This window comes from Corynebacterium sp. HMSC065H09, assembly GCF_001812845.1.
GTDB classification, from domain to species: domain Bacteria; phylum Actinomycetota; class Actinomycetes; order Mycobacteriales; family Mycobacteriaceae; genus Corynebacterium; species Corynebacterium jeikeium_D.
In genome coordinates this window covers 35284-50400 of record NZ_KV810600.1, presented here as the reverse complement: position 1 = coordinate 50400, position 15117 = coordinate 35284, and the positions used below count along the sequence as shown (strand labels likewise).

Genomic DNA, 15117 nt, shown 5'->3' with positions numbered 1-15117 from the left:
TCAGCATCCCCCCACGGGCTTTAAGAAATGCGCGCCACCGGCAGATGATTCCCAATTTCCGCCGCGCGCGTTCCCGACATATCGATGTGCGCCTGCACCTGCTCTAACGTGATCATTCCGCACGCGAGTCCCAGCCAAATCTCCGGCGACATCTCCACGACATTGGGCGGCGTACCGCGCGTGTGCCTGGGGCCCTCAATGCACTGGACCGCGACGAAGGGCGGCACGCGCACCTCGACGCTATGCCCCGGAGCCTCTTGGGCGAGCATCCGCACGGACAGACGTACCGCTTTGGCAAGGCTCGCACGGCTTAACGACGACCCCTGCGCCCCATCCGGCCCGATGAAGGAGGCAGCCTCTTGGTCAGATAGCAATTCGCGGCCGAGAAGCCGTTGCGCCGCCCAGGGTGCGGCGGTGGAAAGAGCGCTGCGAACGTCGAAAGGCGAGATTTTGGATACCATAACCTCATCCTAGAGTTATGCTTTCATATATGGATACGCAGTCAACTGAAAAAGCTGAACAGGTGCATGCTCCAGCGTCACCATCTCTTGTACTCCGTTTTATGGCATCGCCGACCGATGTCATTATGGCCGGAACCAATTCTGTCCACGGCGGCCGTGTGTTGCAGTGGATTGACAAGGCCGCTTACGCCTGCGCGACCGGCTGGTCGGGACGCTACTGCGTGACTGCGTACTTCGGTCACATTCACTTCACTCGCCCGATTCCCAGTGGCCACATTGTCGAGGTGCGCTCCAAGATTGCGCATACCGGCCGCAGTTCCATGCACATCGTCAACGAAGTGCTCTCGGCTGATCCGCGCGAGGGCAAGTTCACCCGCGCAGCTGACTGCCTGGTGATCTTCGTGGCCATGGATGAAAACGGTAAGTCGACTCCGGTGCCGAAGTGGGTGCCGCAAACAGAGGAAGAAGAGCGCGTTGAGAAAGCCGCTCTTTCCCGTTTTGAGCTCCGCCGCGACATCGAAGCCAGCATGCGCGCGCAGACCTACTCCGCGGACTCTTCCGCACCCGAACTGACCACACGTTTCCTGGCAAAGCCGACCGATGTCAACTGGGGCGGAAACGTCCACGGCGGCACCGCCATGGAGTGGATCGACGAGGCTGCGACGGCAGTTACCACCAACTGGGCAGGGCGCCAGACCATTTCTGTCTACGCAGGTGGTATTCGCTTCTACAGCCCAATCCACATTGGCGACCTGGTTGAGGTGCGCGCACGCATCCTGCGTACAGGCACGACCTCGATGCACCTGTCGGTGCAGGTCTACTGCTGTGAGCCCCGCAAGGGTGTCGGCGGCCTGCGCAAGGCACTGCATTCGACCATGACGTATGTCGCAATTGATGACGATTTCAACCCGCAGCCGGTACCGCACTTCCAGCCGACGACGGATGAGGACAAGCGCCTGCACGCTCACGATCTGTCACTGAAGGCGTTGCGTGACAAGTACAGCCCACTGCCGCTGATTGAGCGCGAACAGGATTAAGCCGCCTGGCTACCCGGCTTCCTGTTTTTCCACCAGATGGATAGGAACATCCAGCCAATCAGCGCGAAGGTGATGTAGGTGACGTACCGGTCAATCGTCTGCAGGGAGCCCTGGATGCTTGGGCCAAACTTCAGGCCCAAGTACAGGTAGAAGCACTTGAGCATTGCGGCACAGAGGAAGAGGTACACGCCTACTACCCAGCCGCGCACCTTCGCAATACCACCGATGGCCACGACAATCGTGGCCGGAATCGGCGAGAATGGCACAAACGATGCCAGCACACTCAGCCCGATGCGTTCATAGATGAAGTTCTCCATCTTCTTAAACCATCGCGGTGGGTGTCCGCCGAAACTCATCGTGATGAATTCCGTGCCCCACTTCTTGCCCATCCAGTAGAAGAACGGCATGAACTTGATTGTCGAAAGCGCCGCAATCACTACAACAGCGAAGAGGAAGAGCGGCCGGTCCTCGTTTTCCGACGCGAGAATCAGCACCGACAGATTCGATCCTGTCAGCCATGTGTGCAAGAACGTGTACTTGAGCAGCAAAACCGCACGGAACGGGATGATTGCAAAGCCATACACGGCAACCAGCATCAGCGATGCATAGAGAAGCTTGTCTATTTTGTCCGGCTCACGCAGGAAGCTCGGCAAATCCTCACGAGGGTCGTGCTCGGCCTCGTTACGCATGTCGGGTGAAGTCATGAACCACAGTTTAACTGCACGCCCTCTTCTGCAGCAGGAGCCGCAGACTAGGCCATTACGTACGGCTCAGACGCACTCGCCAAGGACGACCGCAGCGCCGCCTACTATCCTGGGAAGATATGACCACCGATTCACCCGCGCCTGTACCCGCACAGCAGCCTCATGCAGCACGGTCTGAGTCTTCCTCACCATCGCTTGACGACGGCCAGGAGAACGCATCCTCACCGAGCATGCTGCAACGTGTTCGCGCCGCTATCCCGCCTGTGTCCATCCTGGTACTGACGGCGGTATTCCTCTTCGCCGGGTGGTTCACGCTCTTCGGTCCTATCAATGTTCTGGCGTGGCGTGGTGGCACGTTCCCCCGCACCGAGGCAGACCGCCCTTACTATCAGCAGGCTCTGAAGGATGTTGCGCGCTATCAGTACGAGGAGCAGCCCTCCCCTGAGGTTTACTTCGGCCTGGCGTGTGGCGCTACTGATGACGACATCCGCAGCGTTATCCCCAAGGTCGGCGAGCACCCGAATTCAGACGCAGACCCAACTGCTGATGCAGATGCCGTCGCCGCCGCTGCTGCCACCAGGCCGGGTTCTGCACCCACAGCTGCGAACCAGACCGCGAAGCTGAATCCAAACCTTGACGCATTCGGCAACACGGTCGACTGCTCCGGTTCCTGGACTGCGCCATTCTTGTCATTCCTGCTCGCGTCCGCGGGTGTTCCGGTCTTTGATACGCCCGAGGATTCGGCTGCCGCAGCCGAGAACCCATGGCTGGTTACGGATGTCGAACAGCTCATGGATGCCTACAAGGCACATGATGCTTTCGTCACCGACAAGGACTTCTCTCCTCAGGTGGGTGACATCATTTTCTACCGCTACCCCGCAGGCCTTGGGGTGCACGCCAACATGGTTGTCGCGGTTCAGGGTGACTGGGTCACCATCGGTGGCGATGAGCTTGGCAAGGTCGGTCTAGCTAGCATGACCCTGCGCAACCGAGGTGGCATCGTGGGCTACGGTGCCACGGGCTACTTCGAGCAGGCACCGCTGGACGCCACCAAATAGCCAAGTTTAAATAGGCAAGTTTTCCTCGATGAGGTCGCGCAGAGCATCGTCGTCAGGCGAGACCTTGGAGCGGAAACGGCCGATGACCTCACCCTCGGGCGAGACAACGAACTTTTCGAAGTTCCACTTCACATCCCCAGCCTCGCCGTCGGCGTCCGGGGTTTCCTTCAACAGCTTGTACAGTGGGTGCGCGCCATGGCCGTTGACCTTCGTCTTTTGGAAGAGCGGGAAGGTAACGCCGAATTCGCGCTGGCAGAACTGCTTGATTTCCTCGGCGTTGCCGGGCTCTTGCCCACCGAACTGATTGCAGGGGAAGCCGAGGACGAAGAAGCCACGGGGTGCGAATTCGTCGAAAAGTCCTTGCAGATCGTCGTACTGATCCGTGAAACCGCACTCCGAGGCGGTGTTGACGATAAGCAGAACGTGGCCTGCCCAGTCATTCATCGTTGCTTCGTTGCCGTCGATGGTGGTCACTGGGATGTCGAAGAGATTGCTCATAAACCCCACACTAGGGCAGTCCCCCGATAGCCGTCAGAGGTAGCGACTAGCCGACCTGCTCCATGCCTTCAAAGAGCTCGCGGCCCAGCGGCACCGAAGAGTGGTTGACCGGCTGCGCACCCCCATCGACCGCCTGGTCAATGATGCCGACAACATCCTGGCGCAGCTTGTGCTCCCGCAGTTTCGAAGCGTTAACGGAGATGCGCACCGCGCGGCCCTTCTCCAGCGAGCGCTGCACCGAGGAGCGCACCGCACGGCGCCACCAACCGGCGCCGCCAAAGCCCTCGCCGATAGCCAGCACGCGAGTCGGATCAACAGCACCAGTGGTCAGGTCGCGGACACCATTTCGGTCCGCTGCCACACGGAAGCCCAGCTCCGGCAGCACGTTCATGGTCTCTGGCGACATGGTCCACTTCGGCGGTGCAAAGACGTCCGTCTCAAAACCCATCGCACGCATCTGGCGCGTTGCGGCAGTCAGGCGCAAACGCGCTTCATGTTCGCTTAACGACGCAAATTCCGCGCCCCGGCCTCGAACTGACTGATCGAACCCCGCGAGAATAATCTCGATGCCGTCATCACTACGACGGCGGAGCCAATCCAGCACCGCCGGAGCTTCCCGCAACGACCAGTTTTTACCCGCATGCGGCGCTACCAGCAGAGACGGTGTAATACCACGCTGTTCCATCGCTGCCACGAAACGAGCGACGTCGAGCAACGTGCCATCGCGCAAACCCGACACCGACACCAAAAGCGGCGAACCGAACTCACCACCGTCAACAGTTACGAGCTCTTTGCCCGCTGGACGAATGACCTGGTCGGTCGTCCGAATCTGTTCTTGCACCCCACTGCCTGCCATGGATTCAACAAAAACAGGCGTATGTAAATTTTTGGTAACGGAGAGGACAAGGCTTGGAGAATACTCAGAGGCCTTTCAAATAAGAGTTCAGATAAGCGCCATGCAGGGCATCAATGTGCGTCTGCAGCGCGGATTATCCCCAATGCACAACCTCATCGAGCGCCAGTCCCTTGCGCCAACCGAACTTCTCCAAGTCACGCTCCTCGGCCAGGTGCGTTACTGGACCAATGCACAGCCAGGCCACCGGGCGCACGGGTGCCTCGACACCGACAAAGTCAGCCAGGAAATCCTCATGGTAGAAACTGACCCAGCCGACGCCGAGCCCCTCTGCCGTAGCAGCCAGCCACAGATTCTGAATAGCCAGCGCGACTGACATGAGGCCGGTGTCATCGACGGTGTCGCGGCCGAGAATGTTCTTGCCGCCACGGGTCGGGTCATAGGTGACGACGATGCCCGTTCCCGAGTCCACAATTCCTTCAATCTGAATCGGATTGAAGGTCTCACGCCGCTCGCCTTCGAGCTTGGCCGCGAATTCAGCGCGGCGTCCGGCTACGTGGTCGGCAAACTGCCGCAGGCGGTCCGGGCTCTGAATGATATGAAAGTCCCATGGTTGGGACAGCCCCACCGATGGGGCGGCGTGGGCCGCTGCCAACACGCGCATCAATCGCTCCCTGTCCACCACTTCTCCGGCGAATTCGCGGCGCACATCCCGCCGCCGAAAAAGGGTGTGGTAGACGGCCAACTGATCGTCGGAAAGCGAATCGGTGTCAAAACCCTGCGCTGCCAGCAGCGTGCGCATATCCATGCCGTTACTCCACCGCACCAGCAGTGTGGACAATCCAGGCGTACTCGAAGGCAGTCTGACGCCAACGTTCGTAACGACCGGAAACACCACCATGACCAGCGGACATCTCGGTCTTGAGCAGGAACTGCCCCGGCTGACCTCCGACAACCTCGCGCAGCTTGGCAATCCACTTTGCCGGCTCCACATAGAGCACGCGAGTGTCGTTCAAACTAGTAATCGCGAGAATCTTCGGGTACTTCGCATCGGCCGAGATGTTCTCGTACGGCGCGTAGGAGGCCATGTAGTCGTAGACCTCCGGGTCGTGGTAGGGATCGCCCCACTCATCCCACTCCACCACGGTCAGCGGCAGCTCTGGCATCAGCATGGATGTCAGGCAGTCGACAAACGGGACCACGGCCTGAATGCCCGCGAACCTATCGCCAGCAATGTTCGCGACCACGCCCATCAGCATGCCGCCCGCCGAACCGCCGAGTGCTACCAGCTGCTCGCGTGTGGTCCACCCAGAATCCAGCAGGTAGTCAGCGACGGCGACGAAGTCAGTGAATGTGTTCTTCTTCGTGGTTGCGCGACCGTTCTCCCACCAGCCGCGGCCCATTTCGCCACCACCGCGGACGTGTGCAATGACAAAAATCATCCCACGATCCAGCAGCGACAGTCGCGCGATGGAAAAGCCAGGATCCATCGAGGCTTCATAGGAACCGTAGCCGTAGAGCAGCGTCGGATTCGGCTTGCTCAGGTCCAGGTCCGCGCGGTGGATAATCGATACCGGAATCTGGGCACCGTCGGCTGCACTCACCCATTCACGCTTGGCGACGTAATCACCGCGATTAAACTTCCCGCGAATCTTCTGCTCCTTGAGCAGCACCCGCTTGCCCGAGGCAATATCAATCTGCCAAAGCTGCGACGGCGTGGTGAAGGAGCCGTAAGCGTAGCGCAACACCGGGGTGTCCCATTCAGCATTGCCGGTAGTGCCTGCAGAGTAGAGCTCTTCGTCGAAGTCGAGCTCGACGAAGTTCACAGCGGACGCTGGCACTGGAGCAGCAGCATGGCTTGTATCAGAGGCATCACCAGCGGAGCCAGCACCATCCTCATCCTGACCCAATACCGCCAGCGCCACACGGCCAATACCGCCACGACGGTAACCAAACGCGATGTGCCCAGCGAAGCAGTCGACGCCCTCAACGCGGACGTCATCGCGGTGCGGAACCAGCTCAGTGAGATCCGAAATGCTGTCGAAAGACCCCGCCGGCACCATGGCCAGTGCGAAGTTCGAACCAGTCATATTGTGTGTAATCAGCCACATATCCCGGCCGCTAATGACGGCGTGATCGATGTCGTATTCAACACCGGCCTCACGCGGGCGCACGCAGGTGAACTCACCGGTCGGGTCACTGGCGTCCAGGTACCAAACCTCGGAAGTAATCTTCGAGGAGCTCTCAATAATCAGGTACTTTTCGCTGCGTACCGTGCCGACTCCAACCCAGTAGGCCTCATCGGGCTCATGGAAGACACAGACATCATCCTCGGTGGAGGTGCCCACGCGGTGACGCCACACGGAATCCGGCCGCCAGGCTTCGTCGACCTTCTGGTAGAAGATCCACTCGGAGCCGACCCAGGTAGCACCTGCGGCGATGCCCGCAATTTCGTCATCAAGCAGTTCACCCGTGCGCAGATCCTTTACGCGCAGCGTGTAGCGTTCGTCGCCTGTGACGTCGGTGGAATAGGCCAGCAGATTGCCGTCCGCGGAGACGCTCGCTGCGCCGAGGGCGAAGAAATCATGGCCTTCGGCCAGCTCGTTGGCATCCAGGATGACCTGTTCTCCTGGTGCTGGGGCATCGTCGGCGATGGTCGGCGGCGTCCACGCGGCAAGACCGTCACCGGCCTCCGCACGCACGCGACAGCTCATCCCGTAGGACTTGCCCTCCTGCGTGCGCGAGTAGTACCACCAGCCGTTAAGGCGAGTTGGGACCGACATGTCGGTCTCCTGCACGCGCGACTTGATCTCCTTAAAAATCGCGTCCGCGGTGCCGTCAAGATCGGAGGTAAAAGCCTCCGTATAGGCATTTTCAGCCTCTAGGTAGTCGATAACCTCGGAGTTTTCCTTATCGCGGAGCCACTCGAAGTTATCGGTGAAGTCCCTTCCGTGGAAGGACCGAGTCACCGGCTTCCGTTGTGCACGGGGTGCGGGCAAATCCTTTTTTGCAGGCTTGCCGACGGATGCCGAGTCCAAGGTCACTTCGCTCACGCAGGTTCTCCAATCCAGTCCGAGAAGCGGCGGCCCGACAGTCGTTCGTAGGCCTCGACGTACCGCTCGCGAGTTGCTTCCACAACACTACCCGGCAGCGCCGGCGGCGGAGTGCCCTCGTCCTTCTTCCAGCCGGACTTGGAGCAGGTCAGCCAGTTTCGGACGTACTGCTTGTCGAAGCTCGGGTTAACCGAACCCTCCTGGTAGGAGTCGGCTGGCCAGTAGCGGGAGGAGTCCGGGGTGAGAACCTCGTCGGCCAGCACCAGGTTGCCGTCGGAGTCGAGGCCGAACTCAAACTTGGTGTCGGCCAGGATGATGCCGCGCTTAGCAGCCAGTTCAGCAGCCTGGGAGTAGATGCGCAGGGTGGCATCGCGAAGCTCTTCGGCGCGCTTCTGCCCCAGGGACTCCACAACGGCGTCGAAGGAGACATTCTCGTCGTGCTCGCCCAGCTCAGCCTTGGTGGCCGGGGTAAAAATCGGTTCTGGCAACTTGGAGCCCTCGACGAGGCCCTCTGGCAGCTCAATGCCACAGACAGTGCCGTTTTCCTTGTACTCGACCAGGCCAGAGCCTGTCAGGTAGCCACGTGCGACGCACTCGAATGGCAGCATGTCCAGCTTCTTGCACACCAGCGCACGACCTAGGCACTCCTCCGGAATGCGCTCATCGTCAGCCGGGCCAGCCATGTGGTTCGGGAAGTCAATCTCATCGAAGAAGAACACGCTCATCGCGGTGAGCACTCGACCCTTGTCAGGAATCGGGGTCTCCAGAATGTGGTCGAAGGCAGAAATACGGTCACTGACCACAAGCAGCAGAGTCTCAGGGTCAATCTCGTAGATTTCCCGGACCTTGCCCGCGGAAAGATGGTTATACGAGGAAAGTTCAGGTCGCATGGCGATAAAGTCTAAACCCCTATACGCCTTTGCACTCTATTGATACCTCCGGCCGCCACCCCAACTAGTGGGGATTGACGCAATTACCGTCGTCAAGCGGGAAAACTTTTGAGATTCCGCAGTGCTGCCCATCGAATTTTTCACAGGTGGACGACGGTGTTTACCCCTCACCTCCCCCGCTCGGTAGATGACTGGGCAAAAATATTTCTAAAAACGTGACAGAAAACACCGATACCAGTATTGTCTAAATTTAGTAATTCACGTCACACTTCAAGGATTTTGAAGGGAACAATCACATGGCAGCTCAGGCCAACAATAACTCTCTGCGCCGCGCAGTCGTCGTCGGTGGTAACCGCATTCCGTTCGCTCGTTCTAACAAGGAATACGCTAACGAGTCGAACCAGGACATGCTGACCGCCGCAATCGACGGTCTCGTCGCTCGCTTCGGTATCGGCGGCGAGCGCCTCGGCGCAGTCTCCGCCGGCGCTGTACTGAAGCACTCCCGTGACTTTAACCTCACCCGTGAGTGTGTCCTCGGCTCCGCACTGGCGCCGGACACCCCGGCTTTCGACATTCAGATGGCATGTGCCACCGGCATGGAAGCCCTCAACTCTGTCTCCAACATGATCAAGCTGGGCCAGATTGACTCCGCCATCGCCGGCGGCGTGGACACCACCTCCGACGCTCCGATTGCTGTCAACGACCGTCTGCGCAAGATCCTGCTGGAGGCCAGCCGCCAGAAGTCCACTCTGGACATGGCAAAGGTCTTCCTGAAGGCTCGTCCGTCCGACCTGGCTCCAGACACTCCGTCGACCGGCGAGCCACGCACTGGCCTGTCCATGGGTGAGCACCAGGCAATCACCACCGCCAAGTGGGGCGTTACCCGCGCCGAGCAGGACGAGCTCGCCGCCGCTTCCCACCAGAACATGGCAAACGCTTACGACGAGGGCTTCTTCACTGACCTCGTCACCCCGTACAAGGGCGTTTCCCGCGACACCAACATGCGCCCGGACTCCACCCCGGAGAAGCTGGCCAAGCTCAAGCCAGTCTTCGGCCGCGGCCTGGAAGCAGAGCCGACCATGACCGCCGGTAACTCCACTCCGCTTACCGACGGCGCCTCCGCCGTCCTCGTCTCCACCCCGGAGTGGGCCGCTGAGCGCGGTCTGCCGGTGCTTGCCGACGTCGTCGATTCCGAGGCGGCCGCAGTTGACTTCGTCCACGGCGACGAGGGCCTGCTGATGGCTCCGGCTTACGCCACCCCGCGCCTGCTGGCCCGCAACGGCTGGACCTTCGACGACTTCGACTTCTTCGAGATCCACGAGGCCTTCGCCGGCACTGTCCTGTCCACCATGAAGGCATGGGAGGACGAGGAGTTCTGCCGCACCAAGCTCGGACTGGAAGGCCCGCTGGGCTCCATCCCGCGCGAGAAGCTCAACGTCAAGGGCTCTTCTCTGGCAGCCGGCCACCCATTCGCCGCTACCGGCGGCCGCATTGTGGCAGCCCTCGCCAAGATGCTGCGCCAGAAGGCAGACGAGACCGGCAAGACCACTCGCGGCCTGATCTCCGTTTGTGCTGCGGGCGGCCAGGGTGTTGTCGCAGTTCTCGAGGCTCGCGTCTAAAAGCGCACCACCGATAAAGACACTTTTACTTTCAAGGAGAATTTTCCATGACCGATAAGTACCAGGAACTCGTCAACGGTGGTCCGCTCACTGGACTGGCTAAGGCCGCTGGCCTGCCGCAGCCACCGTTCCTGCGCCGCCACAAGCCGGGCGGTCCGCTGCTGAACAACGACAAGGTGCTCGTCACCGGCGAGGGTGCAGATGCAGACGCAGTTGCAGCTCAGCTGGCTGAGTGGGGTCTGCAGGTCCGTCGTGGCAACGCCGCTGACGACAAGATTGGTGCCATTGTCCTCGTCGCCACTGAGGCCAAGCGTCCGGCAGAGCTGCAGGGCCCAGTGCTCGCTGCTGCAAAGCACATGCGCAAGCTGGACAAGGGTGGTCGCATCGTCACCGTCTCCCGCGCCAAGGATGCTCACCACAACGCAACCCCGGCCGAGATCGCTGAGAACGCTGTCGCCGGTGGTATCGAGGGCCTGATTCGCTCCCTCGGCCACGAGGTTCGTGGCGGCTCCACCGCCAACGGCATCCTCGTTGCTCCGGGGGTCTCGGTCACCGCGCCATCCGTGATTTCCTCCCTGCACTTCTTCCTCTCCGGCCGCTCGGCCTTCATCGACGGCCAGTTCCTCCGCGTCACCTCCGACGCGGGCGAGATCCCGTCCGACTGGGATAAGCCGCTGGCTGGCAAGGTTGCCGCTGTCACCGGTTCCGCCCGTGGTATCGGTGCCGCTATCGCTCGCCAGCTCAAGGCTGACGGCGCAGAGGTCATCGTCATCGACGTTCCACAGGCGGGCGAGGCTCTGTCCAAGGTTGCCAACGAGCTCGGTGGCCTGGCTCTGCAGCAGGACATCACTGCCGACGACGCCGGCAACGCCATTGCCGATGCCGCTGTGGCCCGCTACGGTCGCCTGGACATCGTCATCCACAACGCAGGCATCACCCGCGACAAGATGTTCGCCAACATGGACGACGCCAAGTGGGGCTCGGTCATCGCCGTCAACATCGAGTCTCAGCTGAAGATGAACGAGCAGCTGCTGAACCACAAGGCCTTCGAGAAGGCTCCGCGTATTGCCACCATGGCTTCCACCTCCGGTATCGCAGGTAACCGCGGCCAGACCAACTACGCCACCTCCAAGGCCGGCGTTATCGCAATGGTCGAGGCTTACGCTGAGGAGTTTGCTAAGCGCGGCGGCAACATCAACGCTGTTGCTCCGGGCTTCATCGAGACCGACATGACCGCTGCTATTCCGTTCGTCAACCGCCAGGTTGCTCGACGCGTGAACTCGCTGCAGCAGGGTGGCCAGCCGGGCGATGTCGCCCAGGCAATCGCCTTCCTGGTCTCCGACCGCGCTCTCGGCGTCAATGGTCACGTCCTGCGCGTCTGCGGTCAGAACATCGTCGGCGCCTAAGCGAAGTCGCGGCTTCCGCATAGGCTCCCGATAAGGAGGAAAGAGGAAAACTTATGGCTAAGACCCTGGATGCCATTCCCAATCTGGTTCCGCTCTACGCCAAGGCAGCTGCTGGTTCGGCGAAGAAACGCCCGAACTCCACCGAAATCAAGGTCGATGAACTAGTGGTCAAGGGCGTCACTGTCGATGCCGACCGTGACCAGGACTTCCGCGACGTCGTTGGCGCCCCGAAGTCTGAACAGGCTTTCTTCGGCCACATCCACGCCCTAATCATGCCCATCCAGATGGAGCTAATGGCTGCGGATGATTTCCCGCTGCCGATGATGGGCCTGGTCCACACCGAGAACACCTACCGCGAAATCTCGCCTGTCACACTCGGTGGCAAAGTTGATATCGCGGTGAAGGTTGCCGCATTCCGCGCTCACCGCTCGGGCACTGAGGTTGTTCTGGAGTCAACTGTTACATCGTCCACATCCGGCGCCACCTTGGTCGAGGAGCAGTCGGTGTATCTGGCCAAGGGCGTTCGCCTGAAGGATGCCGAGGGCTTCGAAGAGGTCCAGGCACAGCGTGAGGCCATCAAGTCCGGCGCCGAGACCATCAAACGCGAGCAGTTCAAGGTTCCCTTCCCCACCGCTCAGTGGAAGCTGGCTGGCAACACCGGCCGCAAGTGGGCCAAGGTTTCCGGTGACTGGAACCCGATTCACATCACCTCTGTCTCCGCGAAGGCTCTGGGCATGCCAGCAGCGATTGCACACGGCATGTACACCGCCTCCCGCGCGCTGGCTGAGGCACAGGTTCTGCCGGGTCAGTCGTACGAGTTCCAGATTTCCTTCGGTGCGCCGGTCGTTCTGCCGACCACCATCAATGTCGCACTCACCCACACCGGTGACGGTGCAGGTGCTGCTCACAACCTGACTGAGGGCAGCTCCAACATCGGCCGCGCAGTCAACATTGTCGCGTGGGATCGCAAGAAGAAGCGTCCGCACTTCACCGGAAGTGTTCGTCCGCTGAAGTAGTTGATGCGAAAGCGCTGTAGAAAACGCCGCGCTTTGGAAAACCAGTCTCCTCATCGACTGGGCCTTTCCAAAGCGCGGCGGTTTTGTTTCCCTGTTGTGCTTTTGCCCGGGGCACGACTGGAGCCCCCTCCGAGAGACACCACCCCCTCCCTCTCCCCCCGGCCGGCAACCCCGCCACTTTCCCGCCTTGAAGATCAGCTGCTGGGTTTTTCCGCCGTTAATGAAGAGTCGCGGCTTTACTTCGCAATTGCGTGACTAAGCACTTTTCAACCGCATGTAGGCAACGCCTTGTTGACACCCCATTCACTCCTCTATTTTATGTTCAATCCATTGAACATAGGAGGTAATCGAGTGTCTTCATCATCGAAGACGCCGCTGACTTTCACGGAACTCCCACCGGAGGAGTCACCCCGAATCGTGTACTTCTCCAGTGCTTCTGAAAACACTCACCGGTTCGTCCAAAAGCTGGCTCAACCAGCAGCACGCATCCCGTTACATCCGCGAAAAGACGGAATGATTCGCGTTTGCAGCCCATTTGTCCTGATCACACCGACTTATGGTGGCGGATGTCGGCGCCGCGCGGTACCTAAGCAAGTCATCGCTTTTCTCAACGACGAAACCAACAGGAGTTTCATCCGCGGTGTCATCACCTCGGGCAACACAAATTTCGGCACCGACTTTTGCATAGCCGGAGCCATCATTTCTGCAAAATGCCAGGTTCCGGAGCTATACCACTATGAGCTACTGGGGACAGACCACGATGTGGAGAACGTCAAAGAGGGCCTGGAAAAATTCTGGAGGAGCGCTACTTCTTGAACATCTACAGCTATTCAACTACGCCACCGTCTTTTCGAAAGGACCCAGCTGCCCGCCTTCGGCCAATCAACTGGAACCGAGTGCAAGATGACAAAGATCTCGAAGTGTGGAATCGCCTAACAGCAAATTTTTGGCTGCCCGAAAAAGTTCCGCTGTCCAATGACCTTGCAGACTGGCGACGTCTCACCGATCTAGAACGCGAGCTGACCATGAAGGTCTTCACCGGACTGACCATGCTCGACACAGTCCAGGCGTCTGTCGGGGAGATTTCCCAAATTCAAGATGCCCGCACCGAACATGAAGAGGCCGTCTACACGAATATCGCTTTCATGCAAGCAGTGCATGCAAAGTCTTATTCTTCAGTATTTTCTACGCTATCCAATACCCCTGACATCGACGCTGCCTACCAATGGGCAGTCGCCAATGACATCCTGCAGGCTCGGTCAAAAGCTGTGCTCAAACACTATTACGGCGACGTTCCACTCAAGCGAAAGGCGGCAGCAACGCTTCTTTCGTCCTTCTCGCTCTACGCCGGCTTCTACCTCCCGCTGCACTTCGCATCACGTGGCCATCCTGACCAATACCGCCGACATGGTGCGCCTGATTCTGCGTGACAAAGCTGTTCACGGCTATTACTCCGGCTACAAATTCCAGCGAGGCGTAGAAACCTACGACACCGCCACGCAAACGCAGATGAAGGCTTTCGTCTTCGAACTTCTCGATGATCTATACCAGCTCGAACTGAGGTACTCCGAAGCCCTATACCAACCACTCGGGCTCTACGACGACGTTGCCAACTTCATTCGATACAACGCCAACAAAGCGCTCATGAACTTGGGATACCCGCAGCGGTTTAACCATGAAGAGACCGCCTTCAAGCCCGAAATTCTCGCCGCCCTCACCCCGGGGTCAGATGAAAACCACGACTTTTTCTCCGGTTCCGGCTCCGCATATGTCATCGGAAAAGCCGAAGACACCGCAGATGAAGACTGGGATTTCTAAATCCACGTCTTTCCCCATACATCCTAAGAAAGGAACATTCGCATGACTGCACAGATTTCTATCCTGGTAGGAAGCTTGCGTCGAGCCTCCTATGCACGAAAGATTGCACTCAAGGCAGCCACGTACTTCCCCGATGACTTCAAAGTCGACATCGTCGAGATTCGTGACCTCCCTCTCTACAACTTCGACTACGACGACCCCGCAGTGTCCGATATTGCGACTCCCGCGGAATACACCAGTTTCCGGGAAACCATTAAAGCCAGCGATGGCATCCTATTTGTCACCCCAGAAAACAACCGCACAATTCCTGCAGCTCTGAAGAATGCCGTAGACATCGGATCTAAGCCCAACGGTGATGTGGCATGGAAGAACCTGCCCGCGGGAATTATCAGCCACTCCGTCGGCCGTATGGGCGGTTATAGCTCTCAGAAGAACTTGCGACTCGCGCTGTCGTACTTCGACATGCCGATGCTCGGTCAGCCAGAGGTCTTCCTGGGACAATCGCCAACACTCATTGACGAACAAGGAGAATTCACGTCGTCAAGCACTGAGGACTTTGTTCGCGACTACATCAACAGATTTGCAGACCTAGTTCGCGAGCAGAGCCCACGCCACTAACTGAAATCCCCTAATCAGCGCAGCGTTACTGGGGATATCGCCGTATGAAGATTCTTCACTGACTAGGATCAAACGCTGCGTTCTCT

Annotated in this window: 14 protein-coding genes and 1 pseudogene; 8 read left to right on the top strand and 7 right to left on the bottom strand. The window is 59.3% G+C overall.

The features are described 5' to 3' along the window. Positions 1 to 20: 20 nt before the first annotated feature. Positions 21 to 461, bottom strand: a complete 441-nt coding sequence (locus HMPREF2878_RS09235; protein WP_016421391.1) for a sterol carrier family protein — start codon at positions 459 to 461, stop codon at positions 21 to 23. Positions 462 to 490: 29 nt separating this feature from the next. Here HMPREF2878_RS09235 and HMPREF2878_RS09230 point away from each other — a divergent pair, with 29 nt between their 5' ends. Then, positions 491 to 1498, top strand: a complete 1008-nt coding sequence (locus HMPREF2878_RS09230) for an acyl-CoA thioesterase (protein ID WP_016421392.1) — start codon at positions 491 to 493, stop codon at positions 1496 to 1498. Here HMPREF2878_RS09230 and HMPREF2878_RS09225 read toward each other — a convergent pair. Continuing rightward, complete coding sequence (locus HMPREF2878_RS09225; protein WP_048732105.1) at positions 1495 to 2202, bottom strand: hypothetical protein; 708 nt, start codon at positions 2200 to 2202, stop codon at positions 1495 to 1497. The two genes, HMPREF2878_RS09230 and HMPREF2878_RS09225, sit on opposite strands and share 4 nt — an antisense overlap. Positions 2203 to 2321: 119 nt before the next feature. On the opposite strand from HMPREF2878_RS09225, the gene HMPREF2878_RS09220 reads away from it, so the two are divergent. Continuing rightward, positions 2322 to 3260: a hypothetical protein gene (locus HMPREF2878_RS09220; protein WP_224783816.1), complete on the top strand. Its 939-nt coding sequence runs from the start codon at positions 2322 to 2324 to the stop codon at positions 3258 to 3260. Positions 3261 to 3266: 6 nt separating this feature from the next. Here the strand turns inward: HMPREF2878_RS09220 and HMPREF2878_RS09215 are convergent, their stop codons facing one another. The 5 genes from HMPREF2878_RS09215 to HMPREF2878_RS09195 all read right to left on the bottom strand — a co-directional run bounded on the left by HMPREF2878_RS09215 (position 3267) and on the right by HMPREF2878_RS09195 (position 8554). Continuing rightward, positions 3267 to 3758, bottom strand: coding sequence for a glutathione peroxidase (locus tag HMPREF2878_RS09215; RefSeq protein ID WP_049173070.1), 492 nt, complete (start codon positions 3756 to 3758; stop codon positions 3267 to 3269). A gap of 46 nt (positions 3759 to 3804) precedes the next feature. Beyond that, a complete protein-coding gene (locus HMPREF2878_RS09210; RefSeq protein ID WP_222865215.1) occupies positions 3805 to 4614 on the bottom strand; it encodes a polysaccharide deacetylase family protein in 810 nt (269 codons plus the stop codon). 133 nt (positions 4615 to 4747) lie between these two features. Next, on the bottom strand, positions 4748 to 5419 hold the full coding sequence (bluB, locus tag HMPREF2878_RS09205) for a 5,6-dimethylbenzimidazole synthase (RefSeq protein ID WP_048732096.1): 672 nt from the start codon (positions 5417 to 5419) through the stop codon (positions 4748 to 4750). 4 nt (positions 5420 to 5423) lie between these two features. Then, positions 5424 to 7655 carry a S9 family peptidase gene (locus tag HMPREF2878_RS09200; RefSeq protein WP_370449653.1) on the bottom strand — a complete coding sequence of 744 codons (2232 nt, stop codon included), beginning with the start codon at positions 7653 to 7655 and terminating at the stop codon, positions 5424 to 5426. 5 nt (positions 7656 to 7660) lie between these two features. Continuing rightward, entirely contained in the window at positions 7661 to 8554 is an 894-nt protein-coding gene (locus HMPREF2878_RS09195) for a phosphoribosylaminoimidazolesuccinocarboxamide synthase (protein ID WP_049173073.1), read from the bottom strand. Positions 8555 to 8850: 296 nt separating this feature from the next. On the opposite strand from HMPREF2878_RS09195, the gene HMPREF2878_RS09190 reads away from it, so the two are divergent. The 6 genes and pseudogenes from HMPREF2878_RS09190 (at position 8851) to HMPREF2878_RS09165 (ending at position 15031) form a co-directional block, all read left to right on the top strand. Further along, positions 8851 to 10173 carry an acetyl-CoA C-acetyltransferase gene (locus tag HMPREF2878_RS09190; RefSeq protein WP_016421400.1) on the top strand — a complete coding sequence of 441 codons (1323 nt, stop codon included), beginning with the start codon at positions 8851 to 8853 and terminating at the stop codon, positions 10171 to 10173. Between the two features lie 47 nt (positions 10174 to 10220). Continuing rightward, the gene (locus tag HMPREF2878_RS09185; RefSeq protein WP_049173074.1) at positions 10221 to 11579 is read left to right on the top strand and encodes a 3-oxoacyl-ACP reductase; all 1359 of its coding nucleotides are present in this window, start codon (positions 10221 to 10223) and stop codon (positions 11577 to 11579) included. Between the two features lie 53 nt (positions 11580 to 11632). After that, positions 11633 to 12595: a MaoC/PaaZ C-terminal domain-containing protein gene (locus tag HMPREF2878_RS09180; protein ID WP_016421402.1), complete on the top strand. Its 963-nt coding sequence runs from the start codon at positions 11633 to 11635 to the stop codon at positions 12593 to 12595. A 351-nt stretch (positions 12596 to 12946) separates the two neighbouring features. After that, on the top strand, positions 12947 to 13411 hold the full coding sequence (gene nrdI, locus HMPREF2878_RS09175; protein ID WP_080971522.1) for a class Ib ribonucleoside-diphosphate reductase assembly flavoprotein NrdI: 465 nt from the start codon (positions 12947 to 12949) through the stop codon (positions 13409 to 13411). Beyond that, positions 13408 to 14413, top strand: a pseudogene (nrdF, locus tag HMPREF2878_RS09170) (class 1b ribonucleoside-diphosphate reductase subunit beta). The gene nrdI and the pseudogene nrdF overlap by 4 nt, the downstream one beginning before the upstream one ends. Positions 14414 to 14455: 42 nt before the next feature. Then, positions 14456 to 15031, top strand: coding sequence for an NADPH-dependent FMN reductase (locus HMPREF2878_RS09165; RefSeq protein WP_016421405.1), 576 nt, complete (start codon positions 14456 to 14458; stop codon positions 15029 to 15031). The last annotated feature ends 86 nt before the right edge of the window (positions 15032 to 15117 follow it).

Coding starts and splice junctions, on each gene's coding strand:
- HMPREF2878_RS09235 (WP_016421391.1), bottom strand. CDS start 461: ATGGTATCCAAAATCTCGCCTTTCGACGTTCGCAGCGCTCTTTCCACC.
- HMPREF2878_RS09230 (WP_016421392.1), top strand. CDS start 491: ATGGATACGCAGTCAACTGAAAAAGCTGAACAGGTGCATGCTCCAGCG.
- HMPREF2878_RS09225 (WP_048732105.1), bottom strand. CDS start 2,202: ATGACTTCACCCGACATGCGTAACGAGGCCGAGCACGACCCTCGTGAG.
- HMPREF2878_RS09220 (WP_224783816.1), top strand. CDS start 2,322: ATGACCACCGATTCACCCGCGCCTGTACCCGCACAGCAGCCTCATGCA.
- HMPREF2878_RS09215 (WP_049173070.1), bottom strand. CDS start 3,758: ATGAGCAATCTCTTCGACATCCCAGTGACCACCATCGACGGCAACGAA.
- HMPREF2878_RS09210 (WP_222865215.1), bottom strand. CDS start 4,614: ATGGCAGGCAGTGGGGTGCAAGAACAGATTCGGACGACCGACCAGGTC.
- bluB (WP_048732096.1), bottom strand. CDS start 5,419: ATGGATATGCGCACGCTGCTGGCAGCGCAGGGTTTTGACACCGATTCG.
- HMPREF2878_RS09195 (WP_049173073.1), bottom strand. CDS start 8,554: ATGCGACCTGAACTTTCCTCGTATAACCATCTTTCCGCGGGCAAGGTC.
- HMPREF2878_RS09190 (WP_016421400.1), top strand. CDS start 8,851: ATGGCAGCTCAGGCCAACAATAACTCTCTGCGCCGCGCAGTCGTCGTC.
- HMPREF2878_RS09185 (WP_049173074.1), top strand. CDS start 10,221: ATGACCGATAAGTACCAGGAACTCGTCAACGGTGGTCCGCTCACTGGA.
- HMPREF2878_RS09180 (WP_016421402.1), top strand. CDS start 11,633: ATGGCTAAGACCCTGGATGCCATTCCCAATCTGGTTCCGCTCTACGCC.
- HMPREF2878_RS09165 (WP_016421405.1), top strand. CDS start 14,456: ATGACTGCACAGATTTCTATCCTGGTAGGAAGCTTGCGTCGAGCCTCC.